Annotated in this window: 23 protein-coding genes; 9 read left to right on the top strand and 14 right to left on the bottom strand. The window is 63.7% G+C overall.

Going from position 1 to position 22,897, the window contains the following annotated elements:
• Nucleotides 1–226 precede the first annotated feature (226 nt).
• Nucleotides 227–2,542 (top strand): protein kinase domain-containing protein, encoded by a 2,316-nt coding sequence (locus ACTTAI_RS09000; protein ID WP_444455394.1) that lies wholly within the window; start codon nt 227–229, stop codon nt 2,540–2,542.
• 25 nt (nt 2,543–2,567) lie between these two features.
• Here the strand turns inward: ACTTAI_RS09000 and ACTTAI_RS08995 are convergent, their stop codons facing one another.
• The 7 genes from ACTTAI_RS08995 to ACTTAI_RS08965 all read right to left on the bottom strand — a co-directional run bounded on the left by ACTTAI_RS08995 (nt 2,568) and on the right by ACTTAI_RS08965 (nt 10,054).
• A complete protein-coding gene (locus ACTTAI_RS08995) occupies nt 2,568–3,794 on the bottom strand; it encodes a trypsin-like peptidase domain-containing protein (RefSeq protein WP_444455393.1) in 1,227 nt (408 codons plus the stop codon).
• The gene (locus ACTTAI_RS08990) at nt 3,791–4,834 is read right to left on the bottom strand and encodes a serine/threonine protein kinase (protein WP_444455392.1); all 1,044 of its coding nucleotides are present in this window, start codon (nt 4,832–4,834) and stop codon (nt 3,791–3,793) included. Before ACTTAI_RS08990 ends, ACTTAI_RS08995 begins: the two co-directional genes overlap by 4 nt.
• A gap of 15 nt (nt 4,835–4,849) precedes the next feature.
• Nucleotides 4,850–6,145 (bottom strand): protein phosphatase 2C domain-containing protein, encoded by a 1,296-nt coding sequence (locus ACTTAI_RS08985; protein ID WP_444455719.1) that lies wholly within the window; start codon nt 6,143–6,145, stop codon nt 4,850–4,852.
• A gap of 25 nt (nt 6,146–6,170) precedes the next feature.
• Complete coding sequence (locus ACTTAI_RS08980; RefSeq protein ID WP_444455391.1) at nt 6,171–6,776, bottom strand: FHA domain-containing protein; 606 nt, start codon at nt 6,774–6,776, stop codon at nt 6,171–6,173.
• A 29-nt stretch (nt 6,777–6,805) separates the two neighbouring features.
• Complete coding sequence (locus ACTTAI_RS08975; RefSeq protein WP_444455390.1) at nt 6,806–8,392, bottom strand: FHA domain-containing protein; 1,587 nt, start codon at nt 8,390–8,392, stop codon at nt 6,806–6,808.
• 35 nt (nt 8,393–8,427) lie between these two features.
• Nucleotides 8,428–8,685 carry a hypothetical protein gene (locus ACTTAI_RS08970; protein ID WP_444455389.1) on the bottom strand — a complete coding sequence of 86 codons (258 nt, stop codon included), beginning with the start codon at nt 8,683–8,685 and terminating at the stop codon, nt 8,428–8,430.
• A 418-nt stretch (nt 8,686–9,103) separates the two neighbouring features.
• The gene (locus ACTTAI_RS08965) at nt 9,104–10,054 is read right to left on the bottom strand and encodes a pirin family protein (RefSeq protein ID WP_444455388.1); all 951 of its coding nucleotides are present in this window, start codon (nt 10,052–10,054) and stop codon (nt 9,104–9,106) included.
• 222 nt (nt 10,055–10,276) lie between these two features.
• On the opposite strand from ACTTAI_RS08965, the gene ACTTAI_RS08960 reads away from it, so the two are divergent.
• Nucleotides 10,277–10,951, top strand: a complete 675-nt coding sequence (locus ACTTAI_RS08960) for an NYN domain-containing protein (RefSeq protein ID WP_444455387.1) — start codon at nt 10,277–10,279, stop codon at nt 10,949–10,951.
• Nucleotides 10,952–10,996: 45 nt separating this feature from the next.
• Here the strand turns inward: ACTTAI_RS08960 and ACTTAI_RS08955 are convergent, their stop codons facing one another.
• Nucleotides 10,997–12,898, bottom strand: a complete 1,902-nt coding sequence (locus ACTTAI_RS08955; RefSeq protein ID WP_444455386.1) for a potassium transporter Kup — start codon at nt 12,896–12,898, stop codon at nt 10,997–10,999.
• A 156-nt stretch (nt 12,899–13,054) separates the two neighbouring features.
• Here ACTTAI_RS08955 and ACTTAI_RS08950 point away from each other — a divergent pair, with 156 nt between their 5' ends.
• Nucleotides 13,055–14,422, top strand: coding sequence for a sensor histidine kinase (locus tag ACTTAI_RS08950; RefSeq protein ID WP_444455385.1), 1,368 nt, complete (start codon nt 13,055–13,057; stop codon nt 14,420–14,422).
• Nucleotides 14,416–15,099: a winged helix-turn-helix domain-containing protein gene (locus ACTTAI_RS08945; protein WP_444455384.1), complete on the top strand. Its 684-nt coding sequence runs from the start codon at nt 14,416–14,418 to the stop codon at nt 15,097–15,099. Before ACTTAI_RS08950 ends, ACTTAI_RS08945 begins: the two co-directional genes overlap by 7 nt.
• A gap of 28 nt (nt 15,100–15,127) precedes the next feature.
• Here the strand turns inward: ACTTAI_RS08945 and ACTTAI_RS08940 are convergent, their stop codons facing one another.
• Complete coding sequence (locus ACTTAI_RS08940; protein ID WP_444455383.1) at nt 15,128–15,406, bottom strand: SH3 domain-containing protein; 279 nt, start codon at nt 15,404–15,406, stop codon at nt 15,128–15,130.
• Nucleotides 15,407–15,649: 243 nt separating this feature from the next.
• Here ACTTAI_RS08940 and msuE point away from each other — a divergent pair, with 243 nt between their 5' ends.
• The 3 genes from msuE (at nt 15,650) to ACTTAI_RS08925 (ending at nt 18,563) form a co-directional block, all read left to right on the top strand.
• Nucleotides 15,650–16,216, top strand: a complete 567-nt coding sequence (msuE, locus tag ACTTAI_RS08935) for an FMN reductase (protein ID WP_444455382.1) — start codon at nt 15,650–15,652, stop codon at nt 16,214–16,216.
• A 79-nt stretch (nt 16,217–16,295) separates the two neighbouring features.
• On the top strand, nt 16,296–17,666 hold the full coding sequence (locus tag ACTTAI_RS08930) for an LLM class flavin-dependent oxidoreductase (RefSeq protein WP_444455381.1): 1,371 nt from the start codon (nt 16,296–16,298) through the stop codon (nt 17,664–17,666).
• Nucleotides 17,667–18,563, top strand: a complete 897-nt coding sequence (locus ACTTAI_RS08925) for an ABC transporter permease (RefSeq protein WP_444455380.1) — start codon at nt 17,667–17,669, stop codon at nt 18,561–18,563. It abuts the gene before it with no gap.
• Here the strand turns inward: ACTTAI_RS08925 and ACTTAI_RS08920 are convergent.
• Nucleotides 18,524–18,940, bottom strand: a complete 417-nt coding sequence (locus tag ACTTAI_RS08920; protein WP_444455379.1) for a helix-turn-helix domain-containing protein — start codon at nt 18,938–18,940, stop codon at nt 18,524–18,526. The genes ACTTAI_RS08925 and ACTTAI_RS08920 overlap by 40 nt on opposite strands.
• Before the next feature lie 63 nt (nt 18,941–19,003).
• A complete protein-coding gene (locus ACTTAI_RS08915; protein ID WP_444455378.1) occupies nt 19,004–19,822 on the bottom strand; it encodes a hypothetical protein in 819 nt (272 codons plus the stop codon).
• Nucleotides 19,823–20,204: 382 nt separating this feature from the next.
• On the opposite strand from ACTTAI_RS08915, the gene ACTTAI_RS08910 reads away from it, so the two are divergent.
• Nucleotides 20,205–20,615 (top strand): hypothetical protein, encoded by a 411-nt coding sequence (locus ACTTAI_RS08910; protein ID WP_444455377.1) that lies wholly within the window; start codon nt 20,205–20,207, stop codon nt 20,613–20,615.
• Nucleotides 20,616–20,836: 221 nt separating this feature from the next.
• Here ACTTAI_RS08910 and ACTTAI_RS08905 read toward each other — a convergent pair whose 3' ends face one another.
• Genes ACTTAI_RS08905 through ACTTAI_RS08895 form a run of 3 tightly spaced genes read right to left on the bottom strand, consistent with a single transcriptional unit; the run spans nt 20,837 to nt 21,581 of the window.
• Entirely contained in the window at nt 20,837–21,079 is a 243-nt protein-coding gene (locus tag ACTTAI_RS08905; protein ID WP_444455376.1) for a hypothetical protein, read from the bottom strand.
• A 59-nt stretch (nt 21,080–21,138) separates the two neighbouring features.
• Complete coding sequence (locus ACTTAI_RS08900) at nt 21,139–21,330, bottom strand: hypothetical protein (protein WP_444455375.1); 192 nt, start codon at nt 21,328–21,330, stop codon at nt 21,139–21,141.
• Nucleotides 21,327–21,581: a hypothetical protein gene (locus tag ACTTAI_RS08895; protein WP_444455374.1), complete on the bottom strand. Its 255-nt coding sequence runs from the start codon at nt 21,579–21,581 to the stop codon at nt 21,327–21,329. The genes ACTTAI_RS08900 and ACTTAI_RS08895 overlap by 4 nt, the downstream gene beginning before the upstream one ends.
• A gap of 518 nt (nt 21,582–22,099) precedes the next feature.
• On the opposite strand from ACTTAI_RS08895, the gene ACTTAI_RS08890 reads away from it, so the two are divergent.
• Entirely contained in the window at nt 22,100–22,573 is a 474-nt protein-coding gene (locus tag ACTTAI_RS08890; protein WP_444455373.1) for an Lrp/AsnC family transcriptional regulator, read from the top strand.
• The last annotated feature ends 324 nt before the right edge of the window (nt 22,574–22,897 follow it).

Genomic DNA, 22,897 nt, shown 5'->3' with positions numbered 1-22,897 from the left:
CGCAAGGGTCAAGCAGTCCGATCCTTCTGGCGTTTTGCGGCTCTTGACCGTGCAGCCGCCCGCATCGCACCGGTTCGACCGCCCCTGCGGAGTGCCCCAAGGAGCCCGCGACCGGGCCACCGGGCCCTGTGACAAATTCCCGCGTCATCCGGCCAGCGCGGCGATGCCGTTGCGCCAGACCGCAGATCGATTACTCTAGGAAAAACCCATTTTTCGGGGAATTATTATGTCTGATGAAGATGATTTATTCCTCAATTTGAAGGAGGGGTACCGCCTCCGGACCGGTTCGAATGTTTACCGTGTCGACGCCGTATTGGGATCGGGCGGCTTTGGGATCACCTACAAGGCCTGGGATGAAAAGCTTGAGCGGGTGGTCGCGATCAAGGAATATTATCCCCGCGATTTTGCGGGTCGAACGGCGGTGCAGACCGTTGTGCCCTCGTCCAAGACCCAGGCTGATCTTTTTGCCTGGGGCAAGGCGCGATTTCTGGACGAGGCGAAAACCCTGGCGAAATTCGATCATCCCGGCATCGTCGGCGTGCTCGACTTCTTCGAGGCGAACAACACCGCTTATCTCGTGATGCAATTCATCGACGGGGTCCCTCTTTCCGACCAGCTCAAGCGTCATCCCTACACCGAGGCACAAGCGCGTGTTCTGCTGGCGCAACTCGTTTCAGCCTTGCAGGTCGTGCACGCGGCGGGATTTCTGCATCGCGACGTGAAGCCTTCGAACATCATGCTGCAGCGCTCCGGCGCGCAGCCGGTGCTGATCGACTTCGGGGCGGCGCGGCACTCTCTTGGGCACCAGACCCATTCGATCACCTCCATGGCCTCGGCCAGTTTCTCGCCCAAGGAACAATATCTGGAGAATGCACCACAGACTGTCGCTTCGGAGATTTACTCCATCTGTGCAACGGTTTACCGGGCGATGTTTCAAGCCGGACCGCCGGTTGCGATCAGCCGCGACGAGGATGACAGCCTGCGCGAGCTTGAAGTGGCAGAGGCATCGGGCACGGTCAGTGCGGCTTTTGCAGACGCGCTGCGCAAGGGGCTGGCCTATCAGCAACGCAACCGGTTTCAGAGCCTTGACGAATTGTTGGCCGCGATCGAGACACCGGCACGCGCCGCAGAGCCCCCCGAGGGGGCGGAGAAACCCGCATCGCCTCCGCTGCCAACCGCCACCGAAACGGTGTCCCGATCCAAGCCCGTCTCGCCTCAAAAGGAAAAGCGCGGCGGCCGGGCCCTGCGCCTCGCGGCGATCGCGGGCCTTGTCGGGGTGACGGCTGCGGCGCTGGCCCTAGGCCTGCCCCGATCGGGCCTGCTGCCCCCCTTTGCCGAGGGAACCGGCGCGAAGACCGGCCTGCCGCTGTCCGTCGCAACGCAGACGGCGCCACCGCCAAACCCTTGCGCCTTGGGCGAAGCCGCCGCCTGCTATCAGGCCGGAAAACTGATGCTGGCCCTCCCCGGACAGGAGCTTCGTGCTTCCGAGATGCTGCAACAGGCGTGTGAGATGAAAAACTCTGACGCTTGCCTGTCTGTCGGGAAGCTTTTCATAGGCGGCAGCCGGATTGTTAAGCGACAGCCCGCATTGGCACTCGCTGACTATATATCCGCATGTGAACTCGGAAGCACAAAAGGCTGCGAGTTGTCAGCGAATTTGCTGTCAAACGCAAATGAGGCGAATGGCTTCAAACCTGCGCGCAAGACCGCTCGAGAGTTAATTAAAAGGGCATGCGCATTAAGTGGAGACACGGACTGCGCCACCTTGAGGGCGCCAAGATTTAACCCCTCCGCGTCAGCATTATATGTCGAAAATCTTGTGAACAAACTTGAAGGAACGCACTTAGTCAGTGCAAAAACAATGGATAATGTGCGGAGGTGCCATGTTGGCGCAGGCTCCGCGTGCAACACTGCTGGTGTTGCATTCGACGAAAGTCACGGCAATGTCGACAAGAACCGTATGATCGCGAGTATTCTTTTTGAACGAGCTTGCGAGCAGGGAAGCCCATTCGGCTGCGGCAACCTTGGCATTGATTATTATTATGGCGAAGGCGGTCGCTCGATCGATCTCTCTCAAGCCGCATCTTTATATAAAATCGCCTGCTTGGGGGGCGTCATGAAGTCGTGTTATCGACTCGGCCGAATGAATGTATTGTCACAATCTTATTCTTCGAAGGATCCGGCACTCGGAATGAAAATGCTGGAAAAAGCTTGCGATGCCGACATAGCTGCCGCATGCAACGTGCTTGGTTTGGGCTTCAAAGACGGAGTGCAACCCAATAGCCGAGCTTGCGATCAGGACAATAAAGGCGCCTGCAACTCTGACGGATTTTACTTCCTTCCTGAAAACAAAGATCAAGAAAAGGCCGCCGAGGCATTCCGCAAAGCATGTAATTTGGCGGATGCGGATGGCTGTCGCAACTTGGCGAGCTTTTATCGTGATGGCGCAGGAGGTTTGCCCAAGTCATCAACGATACAAAATGCGTATCTGAAAAAAGCATGCAGCCTTGGTGACAAAACATCCTGCGCAACCGTTAAATAAAAAGAGTTATACTATCTGGGGCTGATCACTCCAGCCGGTTGACCCGCAGGTGCGAGAGACCGAAGCCGACCACCGATTTCGAACTCACACGCTCCTTGCGACCCGGCACGAGCTTGTTTCCGTCGATCAAGGTGCCGTTGCTCGAATTCAGGTCGCACAGATAGAGCCCCCCGTTCTCGAGCCGCAATTCCAGATGCCGGGCACTGACCTTGGGATCGCTCACCACCACCGAGCATCGCGAAGAGCGTCCAACGGTGATCCCCCGCGACAGCGCGCGGCGGTCGAACTGCAGCAGACGGGAACGCCCTTCCGGGCCAGTGACCGATACGGCGATGATCGGCTTGCCGGCCAACATGCGCGGCCATCCCTTGCGCGACACGAACACCCCGAAGGCGCCAAGCAGAAACGCGCTCGCCACCAGAACACCGACCACGACCGGCGCCAGCATCCCCCCGCCAAGCGACAGGCCCGAACAGTCCGACAGGTCGGGCTCGACCGCGAAGCCTTCCTTTTGCAAAAAGCGCAACACCTCGGCGCTGCTGGCGGCCTGATAGATTTCGCGCCCGGCATCGGCATGCATCAGCGAGGTATTAACCCCGACGACGGCGCCGCACATATCGACCAGCGGGCCACCCGAGTTCCCCGCATTGATCGAGGCGTCATGCTGGATGATCTGCACCGGAAACTGGCTGCGATCGATCCCCCAGTCCGGCGTCTCCATCGTGCGGCTGACGACACCGCTGGTCAGCGACGAGCGAAACAGGTCGCGCTCCATCGTCGGGCTTTGCCGATCCGCGATGCCGGGGAAGCCGAAGGCGGCGACGGGCGCGCCCTGCACCGCGGGCGTTGCCCGCAAGGGCAGCGGCTTTGGCCCCTCCGCTTGACCGCCATCGCTGCGCGACAGCCGCAACAGCGCCAGATCCTGATGCGGGCTGATGGCAAGGATCGTCCCCTCCAGAACCACCAGCGCCTCTCGGTTCTGCTCCGTCGGAAGCAGGAAGCCGACCTCGATCGACCTCGCCTTGCCTTCGACGACATGGGCATTCGTGACGAAAAGATACTTGTCGTCGTCAAGGGCATCGATCACGAAGCCCGACCCCAGCGCGAGCCCCCCGTCCTGATGCACGATCACCCGCCCCAAACCGGGGTTCACCGCGCGCGACAGGGTCTCGAGATCCTGCGCTTGCAGCGGCCCGAAGGATGTGGCGGCGAGACAGACCGCAAGCGAGATCGGCAACAAAGGATGTGTCATGCGGTCAACCCAGCCCAGACGGTGATGGCGACAAGGACGGCGAGCCCTGCCAGAACAAGCGCATTGCGGCGCCGCGCGAGCCTCGCCCCGGCCGAGGGGGGGGCCGCGAACGGATCGACGGTCTCAAGACTGTTTGTCCCCGCCCCCAAGCGCTTGAGAAATTCGCGCGCCGTTGCCGGTCGCTTCAGCGGTTCAAGCGCACAGCCGAAATCGATCAGGTCGCAGAGGTCTTTCGAATAGCTTTCGCCGCATTTCTGCGCGACCGGCACATAGGGGTCCGGCCGCCCCGCAACGATTTCGGTGATCCGTGTCTCGGCCGAGGCAGCCTTGTGGCCGCTCATCATCGCATAGGCGACCATCGAGAGCGAAAAAAGGTCGGTCCAGGGCCCTTCCTTGTAATGACCGTCGGTCCGGCGCAGACTGCGCGGGATCTGTTCCAGCGCCGCGAACGAGGGCGTGTAGGCGACGATTTCGCTCGCGGTGCGGACATGGCGCGAGGCACCGAAATCGATCAGGATCGGCTGACCATCGCGGCGGCGCACGATGATGTTGTCGGGCTTCACGTCGCGGTGGATCAACCCGACCTTGTGAATGACCTGCAGCGCCTGACCGATCGAGATCAGGAAGTCGCGGATCAACTCTTCGGGGAAATTGCGCTGGTTCTTGATATAGCCAAGGATCAGGTCCGACAGGCTCATGCCATCGACGAATTCCATCACCACATAGGCGGTGCCATTGCGCCGGAACAGCCCGCGCACCGCGATCAGCCCCCGCACGGCAGGCAGCGTGCGCAGGATATCGGCCTCCTTGAAAAAGGCGTCGAGCCCGGCGGTGAACCGCGTCTCCTGCCCCGCGTTCACCCGGACCGACAGGCCGTCGCGGGTCGCCAGATCGCCCGGGAAGAACTCCTTCATCGCATAGCGGGCATTGGTCTTGATGTCGCGCACGAGGTAAGTGATGCCGAACCCGCCCGCGCCGAGATTTTCGAGGATCTCGAACCCGGCGAAACGAACCCCGTTCGGGATGGCCCGGTTCATCATCTTCCTGGCCCCCCGTTACTGCGCATCCTTGTCCTCTTGCTCGGCGGGTTTCTGCGCCTTGCCCGCTTGCTCTGCGGCGGCGGGCGCTTTTGCATCGGAGGGGGGCTGAGCGGACTTCGGCGGCTGTTTTGGCGGTTGCGTTTCAGAGTTCGGCGCCGCGCGGCGCTTGTCCGGCTGCTGCGTCGGCGACTTTGGCGCTTCGGGCAGGGGCAGCACACTGATGGGGGGATCGTTCGTGGCGGGACCGACTTCGGCTTGCACGGAGCCGATGGAACTGGACCCCACCGGCGGAGGGGGGGTGTCCTTCGGCGCCACCGTCTCCGGGGCCGGGACGGAGGGGGCGACCGGTGCCGTTTGGACAGGCGCCAGCTCGTGCGCGATCACCGGCTCGGGCTCGGGGCCGGAGGCCAGCATCATCCAGATCGCGCCGATCAGGGCCCCCAGACCGAAAAGACCGGCGGCAGCGCCCAAAAGCAACCGGGGCGAACTGCGGTGCGGCCGCCACCATCCCGGTCCGGTCACCGCCCAGTGCGTGCTCTCTTTCCAGAACGGCACGCTGCGCGTGGTATGATAGCAGGCGACAACGGTGGTATTGTCCTGACGCGGCTTGCGGCAGGCGCGGACCGCATCCAGAAGCAGCCGCGTGATATCCTCGGGCGTCGTGCCATAGGCGCCGCGCAGCATCCGCTCAAGCTGCTCGGAGGACAGCGTATCGAGACCGTCTGACGCGAGGATCAGCAGATCGCCCTCCTTGAGGGCCATTTCATTGTAATCGACCAGCGGGATTTCGGCGCCCATCACCGCCGACAGCAGCGCGTTGCGCCGCGGATTGGCGCGGGCCTCTTCAAGGGTCAATTCGCCCTTGCGCACCTTGACCAGAAGCTCGGAGAAGAGCGAGTGATCGGCATTCAGCTTGGTCAGGCTTCCGGCGCGGAAAAGATACAGGTGACTGTCCCCGACACTGACCCAGAACAGCCGGTTCGGCGCCTTGATCGCCCCGATGAGCGTGCACCCCATGCCCTCGAGCCGTGGATTGGTGCGGATCGCCTCGCCCAAGGTGCGATTGGCCGCCTCAAGACAGCCCAGAAGCCGCCGCTTCGGATCGGTGCTGGCGTCGCTCTCGAACCGCTGCTTGAACGCCCGCACCGCGGTCTGGGACGCGATCTCGCCGCTGACATGCCCGCCCATGCCGTCGCACAGCACGATCAGCGCGGTTGAATCCGGGCGCAGATCATCGGCCAGCACGAAGGTGAAATCGTCTTCCTGATGGTCGCGGTCACCGACCGTCGCCGACCCGAAAATGCTTCTCATCACGGACGGATCCACTGCTTGCCGGTCAGACCTTGCTCCAGTCGAAATCGGGTCCACACAGCGCGACGAACACGCAGGTGGTGTTCTTCGACAGCTGGATGATCGCGCGGTCGTTCAGCGGCACCATGTTCGGGATCATCTTGCCGTCGAGCTTGGTGACGTTCTTGCCGGTGCCATGGGCGATGTAATATTCGCCGTCTTCATAGATGATCTTCGCGTGGTCCTCGTTCGAGATCAGCGTGTCGCCAAAGTCGAGCGCGACCCGTTGCGTCGGGCTGCGGCCGATCAGGTTGAGCCCATGACCAAGGGTCAACGAGCGTCCCTTGCCCGGGCCGTTGAGCACCACGAGCCAGCCCACCACCGGATCGACCTCTTCGGCGAATTCATCCGCCTTTTTCGAGGCTTCATGGGTCGCCGGACTGTAGATCATCGTCCGCTCGCTCAGGCTCGCCCGGCCGGTGATCTGCGTGGCCTCATCGTCGGAACCGCGATGCGATGCGACGGTCGCCTCGCCCAGGGCCTCGGTCAGATTGGTCGTGCGGTCCAACTCCGAGGCGTCGAAGGGGCGCTCTTTGCGCTTGCCCCCCTCGTTGTCCTGATCGAAGACCCAACTGGTTTTTTCGGTGCTCATGCGTGTGCCCTCCGGCTGATGGCGTGCGTTCAGGGGTGTTGCAGGATCAGGGTGACATCACCCAGCTTGATCGCGTCGCCAAACTTCACCTGCTGGGTCTCTCCGACCCGGGTTCCGTTGACGAAAGTGCCATTGAGCGATTGCAGATCGGTCACCGACATGAACCCGCTCGGCTCGACCTGCAAGATCGCATGCGCGCGCGAGATGCTGTTGTGCGCAAGGATCAGATCGTTCTTCGATCCGCGGCCGATCGAAACGCGCTCGGAGGTGACCGACATCACCCGGCCCGAGTTCTTGGCAACGAGCGTCGCAAGGGTCTTTTCCACCGGCACCAAAGAGCCGTGTTCCGGAAGCGTCGGGGCCGAAACGTCCAACAGCGGCCCGTCTTCCCCGAAGTCGAAATCCTCGTCCTCGCGCTTGCGGCGCTTCACGATCAATGCGCCAAGACCACCAAGCACGGCGAGCGCAGCGACGGCCGCGAGCACATACCAGTAATCGCGTGCAAGCTTCATCCCCTTATCCAGATAGACCTTGACCGGGCTTTCCGGGGGCTTCGGCGGGATGACGGGCAGCAACGGCGGGGCGACGGGCTTCGTCACCACGGGCGCAGGCTTCGGCGGAGGCGGCAGCGGCTTGCCATCCGGACCAAGCGGAATGTAATCCGCCTTGTATTCGATCACCTCGCGCTGGCCGTAGCCAGGGGCCACCGGGCGATCGACCTTCACGACGATCTTGGCGCGCTCGGGCTTTGTCCCTTCGTTCAGGACAACCAGCCGACTGGATTGCCGCGCCTGCCAGAGCCGTTGCGACAGATCGAAGATCGCGCTCTGCGCATCGACGGTCTTGCGATATTCCACGGCGCCGAATTCCCCGGCGGAGCCAGCGGTCAGCGCCTCCAGATAGCCGCGTCCCCGGCCGATGTCCGGATCCCCGACCTTCTGCCAGAAACTCCCCATCGCAGAGATCGAAACCCCGGTCTGCTGCGCCAACCGAATCGCTTCGGAGGGCGGGGCGATATCCTCGTCGAGCCCGTCAGAGATGACCAGCACCCGCCCGATCGCCAATGTCGGTTGCGCTTCGACGATGCGGATCGCATCGATCAGGTTGCGCTGCAGCAGCGTGTTGGTCTCGGTCAACTTCAGCCCGTCGACCCCGGTCAGCAGCGCCTGCCGGTCGCGGGTAAAGGGCACAAGCTCGGTGCGGGTTGCACCAAAACTGTGCAGGGCAACCAGTTCGCCGGGCGGCATCGCCTGAAGGATGGCCTTGATCGCCGCCTTTTCGTCACGCAACCGCAGCGCATGGCCGCCATTCTTGCCCTGCGTGACATCGACAAGCACCAATGTCCCCGAGAGATCGACCTTGGGAAGATTGGCCACCTCGGTCGGGCCAAGAAGCTTCCAGGCCGCGCTGAAATTGCTGCCATCGGCTTTCGTCGCCTCGATGCTTGGCGCGGATTCGCCCGCGGAAAGTCGAAGCACGCAACCGTTCAGCCCCCCCGGCAGAAGATCTGCGCAATCAAGCGGCGAGGACAGCCTGGCCTCCTCCGCGAAGGCTGGCGCGAAAGACGCGCCAAGACAGGCGAGCATGGTCACGACAAGCGAAAGTCTGCGCGGCATCTGGACCCCATCGGTGATATCACAGGTCGGCATGATCAGCCGCGACCCGAGGTGAGTTGCTTGGCGGCATGGCGGGTGAAGGCGCGAATATCCATGATCGCGAAACAGATCAGACAATGCAGCGCCGCAGCCAACAGTCCGAAGACGATGAGGATCACGCCCGCAATCAGGCCGCGGGTGAACTCGCCGAATTGCGACAGAACCTGAACGCCCGAATAAATCCCGGCGATCAGCCAACATAAACCCGTTGCATATATTATGACGTCCGCCATATCAAAAAAGAATGCGCGCATCGCAGATCCCACAAAAGTACGCTTTCAAGATCAGGGATTCCGAAAGCGCAGTTATTCAAGGCAAGTTCGAGTTCCAATCTCGACGAGGCGAGATGCATCGAACATTTCCCCCCAATAATTCGCCGGGGATCTGAAACCATTCGATACAGGTGCAGCTTTGCACATCAAGACAACTTGAGAATGTCTCCGGTTGCCACTGAGGCAACATGCCGCACAATTATCATCCAACCGTATCAGGCGCGATCAGGAAAAGAATTTGCCCGGTGTCGATCCCGGTCAGACCAGGATCATCACCACGCCTTGGGACGGGCCAAAAGGATCGACCGACGCTTTCCGCAACAGCCGATGCGTGGTTCGATGGCAGGCGAACGCCGGAAATCCCGCAAAGCGACAGGATTTCCGGCGAAGCCTTGCGGCCTCAGGGGGCAGGTTTGGGCTGCAGCGCCTCGGGGAGCGGAATGAATTCGGCCTCGTCACCGGGGGGCAGGCGGAAACGGCCGTGGTCCCAATCGCCCTTGACCCAGGCCTCTTTCGCGGCCTCGATCTTTTCGCGCGACGAGGCGACGAAGTTCCACGACACATAGCGCGGCCCCCCCATCGTCGCGCCGCCCAAGGCCATCAGCCGCGCGCCTTGCGGCCCGGCACTCAGGCTGATCCGGTCCCCCGGGCGAAAGATCATCATCCGACCGGCCTCGAACGTGTCACCGGCCACCGTCACCGCGCCCTCGACCACATAGACACCGCGATCTTCGTGCTCGTCGGGCAACGGAAGCACGACGCCCGGAGCCAGCACCACGTCGGCATAGAAGGTCTCGGAGAAGGTCTTCACCGGCGCGGTCGCGCCCCAGGCGTGGCCAAGGATCAGCCGCACCTGTTTACCCTCGGCCTCAAGGAAGGGCAGCGCCGCCTTGCCGTGATGCTCGAAACTCGCCGCGCGGTCCTCCTCGGCTTCGGGCAGCGCGACCCAGGTCTGGATGCCGAAGAGCGATCCGGGGCGTTGCCGCATCTCAAGGCTCGTACGTTCGGAATGGGTCACGCCACTCCCCGCGATCATCCAGTTCACCGCGCCCGGATGCACGATCTGATGCGCGCCGGTGCTGTCGCGGTGCTCAAACGCGCCCTTGTAAAGATAGGTGACGGTGGCAAGGCCGATATGCGGATGCGGGCGGATGTCAATGCCGCCGCCGGTCAGGAATTCGGCCGGGCCGACCTGATCGAAAAAGATGAAGGGGCCGACCATCTGCCGCGCGGGCGCGGGCAGCGCGCGTTTGACCTCGAAGCCGCCAATGTCGCGGGCGCGCGGGATGATCAGGGTTTCAACGGGCCCAAGGCCGGGGGCGTCATGCGCTTGCGTCGGGTTCCAGCTCATCCGTGCCTCCTGTTGCGGGGATGAAAGGAATATAGGGCGCATTCGGCGCGTGTCTTGGCCGCGCGGCGCGCGGGATCTGTGCAGAAGTGCACCAATCCCCATGGCATTGCCTCTCTTGGCGCGACGATCCACCGCCCTTCCGGGCGCGAGATCCCCCGGCCGCGCCCGATTTTCGGCAAATTTCCGTGTCACGCTTTCCCCTGAGTTGGATGCGAGAGCAGGATGACCGACATTGCACTGTTGATTGATGGCGACAACCTGTCGGCCAAACATGCCGCCGGGGTTCTGCGGATCGCGGCGGCTCTGGGGCGGCCAAGGGTGCTGCGCGTCTATGTCGATGCGCAGCGCCAAAGCGATTGGCACGGGGCGCAGGGGTTTCGGCTGATGCATGCCGGGACAGGCAAGAACGCCTCCGATCTGCTTCTGGCGCTTGATGCGGTCGAGCTGGCTTTGCGCAGCGACATCACGCATTTCGTCATCGCCAGTTCCGATGGCGATTTCACGCATCTGGCGCTGCGCTTGCGGGAATATGGTGCCATCGTGACCGGCGCAGGCGAGGCGAAGACGCCACAGAGCTTTCGCGCCGCCTGTGCCACGTTCGTCGAGATCGGCGCAAAGCCCGCACCGGCCGCCGTGCCGAAGGCTGGCAAGACGGCGCAAGCGGGAGAGCTGGATCACAAGATCGGGGCGCTGCTGGCGCAACAGGGGGAGGCGGGTCTGCGCATTGCGACACTCGGCTCACTGATGCATGTCCGGCACGGCACACGCATCAGCACTTTTGCCGAACGGACATGGTGGGCCTATCTGGCGGCAAGGCCCGATCTTTACGACCTTGATACACGCGGCCCCGAGGCGCGCGTCCGGCTGCGCCCGGCCAAGGTCGGCAAGGCAGCCTGAGCCCTGCCTGCATCCTGAGCGCACCCGTCTCCGAGGGGCCAAAGGTCACACATTGACCTGCGTTCCGATCTCGACAACCCGCGAAGCCGGGATGCGGAACCAGTCCGAGGCCGAGGCGGCGTTGCGGGCCAGGTAGAAGAACAACACGCTTTGCCAACCCGGCATGCGGCGGCGATTGGCCAGCTTGAGCGAACGGCGCGACAGGATGAACGAGGTCGCCATGATGTCGGGCTTCCACCCCAGTTTGCGGCATTGCAGGAAGGCTTTCGGCACGTCTGGCTCTTCGGCATAGCCGAACGTCATCGTCACCCGACGCAGCCGATCATCGATCTCTTCCATCGTCACCTGCGCTTCGGCGGGCACCCGGGGCACATCGGCGGTGACGATCGTCAGAAGCACGATGTTCTCGTGCAAAGCCTTGAAATGCTTGAGACTGTGCAAAAGCGCCACCGGGGCCTCCTCGGGGGTGGCGGTCAGATAGACCGCCGTGCCGGGCACGGTCGCAATCGAATCCGAGCGCAACTGGCGCAAGAGCGTTTCCATCGGCAGGTTGCTGGCGCGCTCCTGCGTCCGCACGAGCGCACTGCCGCGCTGCCAGGTGACCATCAGCACCAGCATTCCGGCGCCGATGCCGAGCGGCAGATACCCCCCCGCCAGAATCTTCGTCAGGTTGGCGGCCAGAAAGACGATATCGAGCGCCAGCAGCGGCCCCATCACCAGCGCGGTGAGCCAGACCGGCCAGCGCCAATGGCGGTGCATCACCACCATCGCAAGGCTCGCCGTCACCACCATCGTGCCGGTCACCGCGATGCCATAGGCCGAGGCCAGCCCCGAGGACGAGCGGAAGGTAAGCACAAGGAACAGCACGCCGACCATCAGCCAGAAAGTGACCTCGGGCATGTAGATCTGCCCCTGCGCCACGTCCGACGTCTGACGCAACCGCAGCCGCGGCAGAAGTTTCAGCTGCACCGCCTGTTGCGTCAGCGAATAGGCGCCCGAAATCACCGCCTGCGAGGCGATCACCGTCGCCATCGAGGCCATCGCGACCACCGGCACCAGCGCCCAATCGGGGTAAAGCAGGTAGAACGGGTTCTCGATCGCCTCGGGGTGGGACAGCAGCAGCGCCCCCTGCCCGAAGTAATTCAGCAACAGACAAGGAAAGACGAGGACAAGCCAGGCCAGCTGGATCGGACGGCGGCCGAAATGGCCCATGTCGGCATAAAGCGCCTCGGCGCCGGTGACGGCCAGAAAGGCCGCCCCCATCACGGCAAAGCCGATCGCGCCATGGCTCGTCACCAGCCGCAGCGCATGGATCGGATTGAGCGCCGCGAGCACCGAAAGATCGCTGGCCAGCGCTGCAATCCCGCCCACCGCCATGACAAGGAACCACACCAGCGTGACCGGACCGAAGAACCGGGCCACCCGCTCGGTGCCTCCACTTTGCACGGCGAAAAGCACGACGATGATGGCGCAGGCCATGGGCACGATCATCGGCTGAAAGCGCTCGGTCACCAGCGTCAGCCCCTCGATCGCCGAGAGCACCGAGATTGCCGGGGTGATCGCCGCATCGCCGAAAAAGAGCGCCGCGCCGATCATGCCAAGGATCAGGATGCCGCGATGCGGGCGGCCCAGCGCGCGTTGCGCCAGCGCCAGAAGCGACAGCGTGCCGCCTTCGCCTTCGTTGTCGGCGCGCAAAAGCAAGAGCACATATTTCAGCGTCACCACAAGCATCAGCGACCAGGTGATCAGCGACAGCACCCCCAGCACCGTGGCGCGTTCGACGCCCGCCGCTCCGGCGCCGGTGGCCAGCATCGCCTCGCGCAGGGCGTAAAGCGGCGAGGTGCCGATGTCGCCATAGACGACGCCGATCACCGCCAGACTGGCGGCCATCAGCCCGGCACGGCGCGGATCGGCGGGGGAAAGCGGGGGGGTATCAAGAGCGGTCATCGGATCCGGGGGGTTGGGCCGAGGTCGGCGGATGGGGCAATCTCCCCCGGTGCGGCGTAAGGGGGCCATTCGGAAAACACCCTCTGCGCGTAAGGATCGCGTAAAGATTGGCGGCAAGGCATCGACAGCGGCGGCGCGACCCGCGATGCTGGCGCCATGAGTCCGAGCTTCGCCTTTCCCGTTGCGAAACCCGCCGCCTATGCCGAGGCGGTGGGTGTGACCTGTCTGGCCGCGCTGGCCGCCGCCCTTGTCGACCGGCATTTCCCGGTGGCGAGCCTCGCGCTGATCTTCATGACGGCGGTGGTGGTGGTCGCCAGCCGACGCGGGCGGGGACCGGCGGTGCTGGCCGCCCTGCTGGGCTTTGCACTATACGACTTCTTCTTCGTCGCACCGCGCCACACCTTCACCATCACCGCGCGGGCCGAGGTGCTGACGCTGCTTCTGTTTCTCGTCGCCTCGCTCGTCACCGGCAATCTCGCCGCACAACTGCGCGCGCGCGGCGCCGAACAGGCGGCGATTGCCGCCCGCACCCGGCAGCTTTACGAATTCGGCCGCGATCTGGCCGGGGTCAGCGGCGCCAGCGCCGTGATCGCGGTGATCGAGGCGCATGTGAGCATGATCCTGCGCCGTCCGGCCCGCGTCCTGCCACCGGGCGGGGACGGGCTTGCGATCACCGCGGCCGGACGGCCGCTGGGGGTGTTGCATCTTGATCCCGGCCCCGCGCCCACGCCCGATCTGATGGCGGCGCTGATGGATCAGATCGCGCTGGCGCTGGAGCGGGTGCGGCTGTCCGAAGATCTGGCGCAAAGCCGCCTTGCCGCCGAAACCGAACGGCTGCGGGCGGCGCTGCTGGCCTCGGTCAGCCATGATCTGCGCACGCCGCTGGTCACCATCATCGGCGCGGCGGGCAGCCTTGCCGCCACGCCAGAACTGGCCGCCCCCACCCGCCGCGATCTGGCCGAAAGCATCCGCGCCGAGGGCGAGCGACTGGATCGCTACGTGCAGAACCTGCTCGACATGACGCGGATCGAGCATGGGGCGCTGAAGCCGAAACTGGTGCCCACCGACATCGCCGAGGTGCTTGGCGCGGCGCGGCGGCGGCTGCGGGCCGCGCTGGCGGGCTTTGGCTTTGTCGTTGACCTGCCCGAAAGCCTGCCCACCGTCGAGGCCGATCCGGTGCTTCTGGAACAGGTGCTGATCAACCTCCTCGACAATGCCGCGAAACATGCGCCCGCGGGCAGCCGACTGACGATCCGCGGCCGGGCCGAGGGCAAGAGGGTCATCTGCACGATCTGCGACGAGGGCCCCGGCATCCCGCCCGAAGCGCGCGAGCGCATTTTCGACATGTTCACCCGGGTCACGGGCGGGGACCGCCAGCCGGGCGGCACCGGGCTGGGTCTGCCGATCTGTCGCGGCATGATCGCCGCGATGGGCGGAACGATCCACGCCGAGGCCGCGCCCGAAGGCCCCGGCGCGGCACTCGTCTTCGCCCTGCCCGCCAGCCCGCCGGAGCTGCCATGCTAGAGACCGCCCGCATTCTGGTGATCGACGACGAGGCGCCAATCCGGCGCTTTCTGCGCGTGGCGCTCGAAGCCGAGGGCCATGCCGTGCTGGAAGCCGCCACCGCCCGCGAGGGGATTGCCCTGGCCGCCCGCGAAACCCCGGCGCTGATCGTGCTTGACCTTGGCCTGCCCGATGCCGACGGCCAAAGCGTGATCGAAGCGGTGCGAGGCTGGTCTGGGGTGCCAATCCTTGTGCTTTCGGTGCGGGGAGACGAGGCGCAAAAGGTTGCGGCGCTGGATCGCGGCGCGCAGGATTATGTAGTGAAGCCCTTCGGCATCAAAGAGTTGTTGGCCCGCATCCGCAGCCTCTTGCGTGATCGCGCGGGGCCGGTGCTGCCTGCGGTGCTGGAAGTGGCCGATTTGCAGATCGACAGTGCCGCGCATCGGGTCACCCGCGCGGGCGAGGAATTGCACCTGACGCCGCGGGAGTTCGAGCTTCTGTGGATGCTTGCCTCGCAAGCCGATCGGCTGGTGACACAGGGCATGATCCTGCGTGCGATCTGGGGTCCGGCGCATGCGGAAGACAGTCAATATCTGCGCGTCTTCATCCGCCAGCTGCGCGCCAAACTCGGCGATGACGCGGCCAATCCGCGCTACATCGCCACCGAGCCCGGCGTGGGCTACCGCTTCTTGACCTAGGACGGCCCCGCAGGCGACGGGCTGCGCTTCAGCGATGCGCCAGATATTCCGCCGACACATAGCCCGAGACACTGGGCTTGTCAGTCAGGAAAACCCGGCACCAGACCTTGCCGTGCGTCGTCACGCAGCCCCCGCGCGTCAAACGGGTTCCATCCGGCAAGCCGATGAGGATCTTGTGCTCGAGGCCCGGGCCATCGCGCAGCTTCAGCAGATCATCCGGCCCGGCCCCCTTCACCACCGCGCCATTCCCGGCGGCGCAACCGGCCACGATAAGGAGGGCGAAAAGAGCCGCTGAATGAGTTCGCATGGCCTGTCCTGACTCGTTTTCCTTTCCATACGACATCCGGACGGTCAAAGACAGCGGCCGGATTGATGGCCCCGCGCAAGCAGGCGCAAAGACACTGTGACGCACGAAGGTCAGGGAAGGAAATTCCGCGGCAAAGCCCCGGCAAAGAAGCCCGCAACCGTCACGCCCGGGAAATTTGGAATGGCTCCAAAACGCAAAGGATGCCACATTACACGACAAGATAAATCGTGTTTTGGAGATCCCATGCCCGTGCTTCCCTCTTCGCCGCGCCTCGTCGGATTTTCCGGCTCGCTCAGCCGTCCGTCGAAAACCCGCGCGCTGGTCGATCTGGCGCTTGCCAAGGCGCAGACCCGCTTTGGTGGCCAGACAGAAAGCTATGATCTGGGCGATCTGCAACCCGCGCTTGGGCAGGCTGGCACGCTCGATGATCTGCCCGCCCCGGCCCGCGCCGTCGTCGAGGCAATCTTGCAGGCCGACGCGCTGGTTCTGGCAAGCCCGGTCTACAAGGGCAGCTATACCGGCCTTTTCAAGCACTTGATCGACCTGATCGAGCCCACGGCCCTGCGCGGCAAACCGGTGCTGCTGGCCGCAACCGGCGGCGGTGACAAGCACGCGCTTGTGGTCGAATTTCAGCTGCGCCCGCTTCTCGCCTTTTTCGAGGCGGCAAGCCTGCCCACCGGCATCTACGCAGGCCCGGCGGATTTCGAAAACGGCCAGCCCGCCTCGGCGGCGCTGATCGAACGGCTTGATCGCGCGGTGGCGCAATTCGACCCCTGGCTTGTGCCCAAGGCCGCCCGCGCCGCCGCCTGATCCCCCTGCCCTTTCCCCTACCTCCAAACTCGTCGCCGCAAGCGACGGGCCCTCTTCTTGCACCCTCAGGAGTTCCCCCATGACCACGAACACCCCCGCGAAACGCAAACTGCGCCTTGGCGCCTTCCTGCCCGGTGGCGGTCAACACATCGCTGCCTGGCGCCAGCCCGATCAACCGTCGGACGGGGCAACGAACCTCGGCTTTCACATCCAGCTTGCCAAAGAGGCCGAGCGCGGGCTGTTCGACGCCTATTTCCTCGCCGATGGCCTCTCGGTCAGCTTCGGCGGCGGGATCGAGGGCGGCAATGCCAAGGTGGCGGGCTTCGAGCCGGTGACGCTCTTTGCGGCGCTTTCGCAACACACGAAAAACCTCGGCTTCATCGCCACCGCCTCGACCACCTACGAGGAACCCTATACGCTGGCCCGGAAATTCGCCTCGCTCGATCTGATCACCGAGGGCCGGACCGGTTGGAACGTCGTCACCACAACGGGCGATGCAACGGCGCAAAACTTCAACCGTGACACGCAGCTGCCGCACGCCGCCCGCTATGCCCGCGCGCATGAACATGTCGATGTGGTGAAGGGCCTCTGGGACAGTTTCGAGGACGACGCCTTTGTCCGCGACAAGGACACCGGCCGGTTCTTCGATCCCGCGAAGCTGCACGAGATCCACCACAAGGGCACGCATTTTCAGGTCAAGGGGCCGCTCAACGTCTCGCGCAGCCCGCAGGGCCATCCGGTGATCGTGCAGGCGGGGCAGTCCGAAGACGGGCGCGGCTTTGCCGCCAGCCATGCCGAGGTGATCTTCACCGCGCATCAACACCTTGAAACGGCGCAGGAATTCTACCGCGACATCAAGGCCCGGGCGCGCGGCCTCGGGCGCAACCCCGATCATGTGCTGATCATGCCCGGCGTCTCGCCCTTTGTCGGGCGGACCTTGGAAGAAGCGCAGGAGAAATACGACCGGCTGACCGCGCTCATCCTGCCCGAAGACGGCGTCGGCTTGCTCAACGGTCTGACCGGCGGCACGCTGGATCTGAGCGGCTACGATCTGGACGGGCCGCTGCCGCCCGCGCCGCCGACCGAGGGGATGAAGTCGCGTCAAGCCCTGATCCGCGCCATCGCGGACGAACACGGCTTCACCATCCGCCAGCTTTACCAATGGGTTGCCTCGGCGCGCGGGCATCTGACGCTCGTTGGCACGCCCGAGCGCATCGCCGATACGCTGCAAGAATGGCTCGAAAACGAGGGCGCCGATGGCTTCAACATCCTGCCGCCGTGGCTGCCCACCGGCTTGACCGACTTCGTCGATCTGGTGATCCCCGAACTGCAGCGCCGCGGCCTGTTCCGCACCGAATACGAGGGCCGCACCCTGCGCGAGAACCTCGGCCTGCCCTTCCCCGAAACCCGCTGGGCGCTGGCCCGGCGCAATGCACAGGCGGCGGAATAGATGGCATTCCAAGGCCTTGAAATCTCGGTGACGCCGGTCGCAAGACCGGATGGCCCGCCGCCCCCGCTTTCCGGCGCAAACCTGCGCCGGGGGCTTGAGGCCACGGGGCGGCTTGCCACCCGCTACGGGCTGCTGCTGGGCTTCCTTGGCCTCTGGCAAGTCGCCTCGACCGCCGGGTGGCTCAACCCCTCGGTCTTTCCGCCGCTCGACCGGATCGTGACGACACTGGCCGAGGGGATCCTCTCGGGCGCGCTGCTCGATGACATCGCGATCAGCCTGCAGCGGGCGGGGATCGCCTTTGCCGCCTCGGTCGCGGTGGGGGTGCCGCTTGGCCTCGCGATGGGGCAGATGCCGGTGGTCGAGCGCGCGCTGGACCCGATCCTGCAGCTCTTCCGCCAAACCTCGGCGCTGGCGCTTTATCCGGTCTTCATCCTGCTGCTGGGGCTTGGCGAAACCTCGAAGGTCTTCGTGATCTTCTGGGCGAGCCTGTTCCCGATCCTGCTCGCCACGATCGGCGGAGTGAAGCAGGTCGATGGCAAACTGCTTGAAATGGCGCGCAGTTTCGGCGCCGGGCGGCTCACGCTCTTTGGTCGGGTGATCCTGCCCGCCGCCGTGCCCGCGATCTTTGTCGGGCTGCGGCTCTCGGGTACCACCGCGCTCTTGCTCTTGATCGCGGCCGAGATGATCGGCGCGAACAAGGGCCTCGGCTTTCAGGTGATGAACGCGCAGTTCAAGCCCGGTGACGGCACGCGCAACAGCTGCTTGCCCGGCCTTCATCTCGGCCAGGGCAAGCGCCACCTGTGCCAGGGCCGCAGCCGCAGCCTTCGGGCAGTCATGCGACGTGTCGGGCGCGCCTGTCATGTGTCATCCCCGGCTTTCGCGTGGGGATTCGGCTGAACGGTGCCGTTCAACCAGCTGCGAACGGTGACATCACTCTTGCGCACCCGGCGGGCAATCTCGGCGATGGAAAAACCCTTCGCTTGAAGCGCCGCCGCGAGCCAGCGATCGCCCAGCGGCACCTTGGCCCGCGTAGCGCAAAGCCGATCCCCAAGCGCGACGAGTCGCTTGCCGCCAACCATCCGCGCCGCCGCCCCCTCTTTCGCGCGCTCTGCATCGCTGGGAAAGGTCATGTCGGCACCCCCGAAGGCCAGAAGGAATTCGATTGCCAGATCTCCCCCCAAAACCTCGACATAGGGCGCGAGATAGGCGGGCGGGCGCGGCAGAGCTTTGACGATGCTCCGCCCCGTGGCGGGCTGGGGAAGGTCAGGCGTCACGGGCATTGTCCCTTTGCAGTGGTGCAGGTTGTGCAGGTGGAAGCGGGCGCGATGCGCCCGCCGTCACTTCGACAGGCGGTCCGGCTTGATCCCGAGTTGGGCGCGAGACGCGCGGCCTCTTCGGCGGTCGCAGCGGCAACGCTTCCGGCGGTCCCCGGCGGCAAGCCGTTGATCGCAACCCGGTGCAGGTGCGCATAGGGCGCGGGCGATTTCGCCAGGAAGGAATCGAAGCTTGCCGCAACCGCGCGCGGCCTTTTGTTCCTCGATCTTCTGCCATGCCTCTTTCAGCGGCCAGCCGGTGCCGTTCTTACCGGCAAGGCCAAGGAGTGTCTCGAACTCAGCCCAAGCCTCGGGCGAAACCTCCGCAGTGACAGTCCGGCCCTGGTATTTCGGGGCCAGCGCGGGGGCCCAGTTGATCGGTGCAATGCCAGCGATCGCCTTTGACCAGCGGTCCAAGGTTGCGCACGAGGGAGCAAGGATCGCCGCCCCGGTCTTCGCGGCCTCTGTCTGAAGATGCTGGGCAATCTGACCATCCGTCAGGCCCGCCGCGCGATGCTTGGCAACGAACATCATGGTTTCTGCGCGGGCATAAGCGGTGTTCTGCACACCCAACGGCTTGGCTGCGAGCGCCACATGCGCCGCATCGTCATGCTCGCCCATCGCCAAGCCCATCGCCTCCGCACGGTGAGCGAGAAAGGATAGACGCACCTGATTAGGTAGATCACTCAGCTGAAAATAGTAGCATCCACCGCTTTCAATCAGCGGAATTTCTTTACGTTTCAGCCACTTCCATATCCCCATTCGAGAAGTTGGAAGGCCGGGGATGCCAGCTAGGTCGTTACTGCGCAGCGCGGTCCTCAAAGTCACCCGTTGCAGCTTCAACAATCTCTGCAACCATGGCGGCGGCTTTGGGGCCGCGCCACAGGCCCAGAAGCGCCGCGCGGGCATTCTGCATTGCGATGCCGTTCGTCCCGCACCAAGCATGCAACGATGTTCCGCGCGAGAGGAAAGCCACGCGGACTTTCAAGTATCTCTCTTTATCGTCGCGTGATTGGGTGTTAGAAGCTGACAAAGTGCCCTCATCAGGTGCTTGATAGAACCTAATAAGGTATACTCAACACCCAATGAGGTTCTGTCAATGGCAGACGCAGCGAAATCAACCGATGTGGCGGAGAGGCTCCGTGCGCTCCAAGCTGAGCGAGGGCTTAAGATCCATGAGATGGCAGAACGATGCGGGCTGCCGAAGAGGTCCCTTGAGAATTATATGAACCTCAAGGACCCCCAGCGCCCTGGCGTTGACGCGCTCATCAGTATTGCGGACGGAATGAGCGTGTCGATAGACTGGCTTGTCGGTCGTGGCGACGACGCGACAAGGGGTGAATTTTCGAAAGAAGACTATGCAGTCTTCTGCCAATCGGCCATCTTGCATGTCTTAATTCGTGTGATGGACGCGGTGAAGAAGCACCCTGACACCGCGATAGATGCCGAAAACGGGCGCATACAGGGGTATGAGCTTCACGAGATTGCAGCGGTCGGAATGCTGGACTTTATGGCGATTGTAGACCGGCAGTCTGGCCATCCGAACCGCCCGAAAGACTATTTCAAGAGGAGCTATGCGACCATGTCCCGCTGGGTTGAAGGTGATCTAAAGGCATTCGTTAAGTGGGACAAGTAGACGCGTAAACTGTAAACTGTTGAGGTTACATGGCGCGGTTTCAAGCGCACACATGCTACCCGGCCTTTATTGATTTTATTGAATAATTGTCTGACGATGAATTTTGCAGTCGGCGTTTTGCGCCGACGTTTCCGCGGCCATCATCAAACCAAGTGTCACTGGCGATCCGTAACCCATTGAAAAACAGAGCCAGCGAATACGCCGCCAACTCAAATCAAGTGTCACCGCTCAGGTTCGCCCAACGGGCATGGCCCCCCCTGCCCCGGATCGGGCAGGACCAGAATGCGGCACGCATGCGGAGTTTGCCATTCCCGCGTCCAGACAAAGTCCCAACGCGGCCCGGCAAAGCGAACCTGCCAACCCTCGCGGGCAAGATCGGCGGCAAGGCCATTCAGGCCGGTTTCAACCAGTTCCCAGGCCCGCGGGCGACGCGTGGTCAGGGCAAGAAGCAGACGTGACAGCATGACGTCCTCCTTGTTGACGAGAGGGCGCGGCAGATCCGAACTGCCGCAGCCGGGCGTGATCAGGCCGGGACCGCCCCGGACAGCGAACGCACCACGATCCGCCAGATCTGCGAATCGCGATGACGCAGGAATTCCTGACGCGCCGTTTCAGGATCATGGGTGATCTTGCGCAGCACGACCCCATCGACCCGGTGCGGTTCCTCGGTCCGGGTGTCGATCATCGTGACAGCAAAAAGCGGCACGGCTCTCATGCCAGCACCCAGTAAATCGCCCCGGACCAGATCATCAGACCCAGCGGAATCGCCAAGACGAAGGCCAGTCCGGAGGGCACGCCAATGTCCTCGTGACGCTCGAGATCGGCGGCGCGCATCCGGCGCGGGACCACCGGCGCCACCTCGAACCCATAGGCTTCAGCGGCAAGGATCGGGGCAGCAAACTGCATCTGCAGGGGACGGCGCACACGGGTGACAGCGATCGCGGACATCGGCAGGACGTAGGTCATGGCGTTTCCTTTCCTCGGGGGCTTGCCCATGAAGAAATACTCCACTCATGAAGTCGTGTTTTCAAGGAAATATTATCACCTAAATTGGTCGTGTTTTTGGGGAATTATTCTTCCAAGGTCGGAGAAGCGCTTTCTAAAGCGCCCGAACAACGCGCCTCAAGCCACTGTTTCGGAATGCAATCCTGGCATCATACGCATCGCGACAGAAGGTCCGGCGCACAGCCTGTCGACCGACGTCCGCGACTCGATCTGTACCGAGAAGAACCAGAGATCTCGCGGAATCGGCGGTCCGCAAAAGGCACGGCAAAGGCGCGATCCGGCACCACAGAGCCTTGCGCGCGCAACTCATCTTCTGCGGGCTCATGGCGCAGCCTTTCGGGCCCACCCCTGCGGATCGACATCGCGTGCGCCCGGCGTTCCGACTCCGAGTCGGGACGAAAGAAATATTCTCTATAATGGCGGTAGACTTTTTGCCCTTTACTGTCATTCTGGGGCCAGACCACCGAAGGGAGAGATCGATGAGCCAGCTTGACCTGATCGACCGCAAGATCGTCGCGGAACTGATGCGCGACGCAACGCTGCCGGTGGCGCAGATCGCCGACCGGGTGGGGCTGTCGCAGACGCCGTGCTGGAAACGCATCCAGAAGCTCGAGGCCTCGGGCGTGATCGAAAAGCGCGTCGCGCTCGCCAATCCGCAGGCGCTGGGGCTGGGGCTGACGGTCTTCGCGGCCATCGAGGCCCCCGATCACAGCCCGGACTGGCGCGAGACCTTTGCCACCGAAGTCGCAAAACTGCCCGAGATCATGGAGGTCTGGCGCATGGCGGGCGAGATGGATTACCTGCTGCGCGTCTCGGTCCCAGACATGGCGGCCTATGACCTGCTCTATCGCCGCCTCACCGATGCCGTGCCGATCCGCAACATCACCTCGCATTTCGCCATGGAGCGGCTCAGATTCTCTACCGCCTACCCGATCGACACCAAAAGCTGGTGAGCCAGGAACAACCTCCTGCACAAACACCACAAAAGGGCAGGATCTTCTCCTGAATCGCCGGTCTTTGGAACCCTGACGCACGACAAACTTGGTAGATATTCCGGAAAGCCCCTCGACCGCAGTCCGGTCGATCTGCCCCGCCACATGGAGAAACACGCATGAGACAGCTGTTCTGGCGCCCGCCCACCCTGCGCAACTGGCTGGTGCTGGGCATGCTTCTGACGGGCTGGGCCGGGCTGATCGCCGCCATCTTCCTGCACTGAACCCCGCCGCTCCGGCATTTCGCCGCGCGCTCCGGGCGACACGACAAGAAGGCGTCATCGC

Origin of the sequence: Rhodobacter capsulatus, assembly GCF_052363175.1 — a bacterium.
Lineage (GTDB): Bacteria > Pseudomonadota > Alphaproteobacteria > Rhodobacterales > Rhodobacteraceae > Rhodobacter > Rhodobacter capsulatus_D.
The sequence above is the reverse complement of the archived record's forward strand: the minus strand, read 5'-3'. Positions and strand labels throughout refer to the sequence as shown.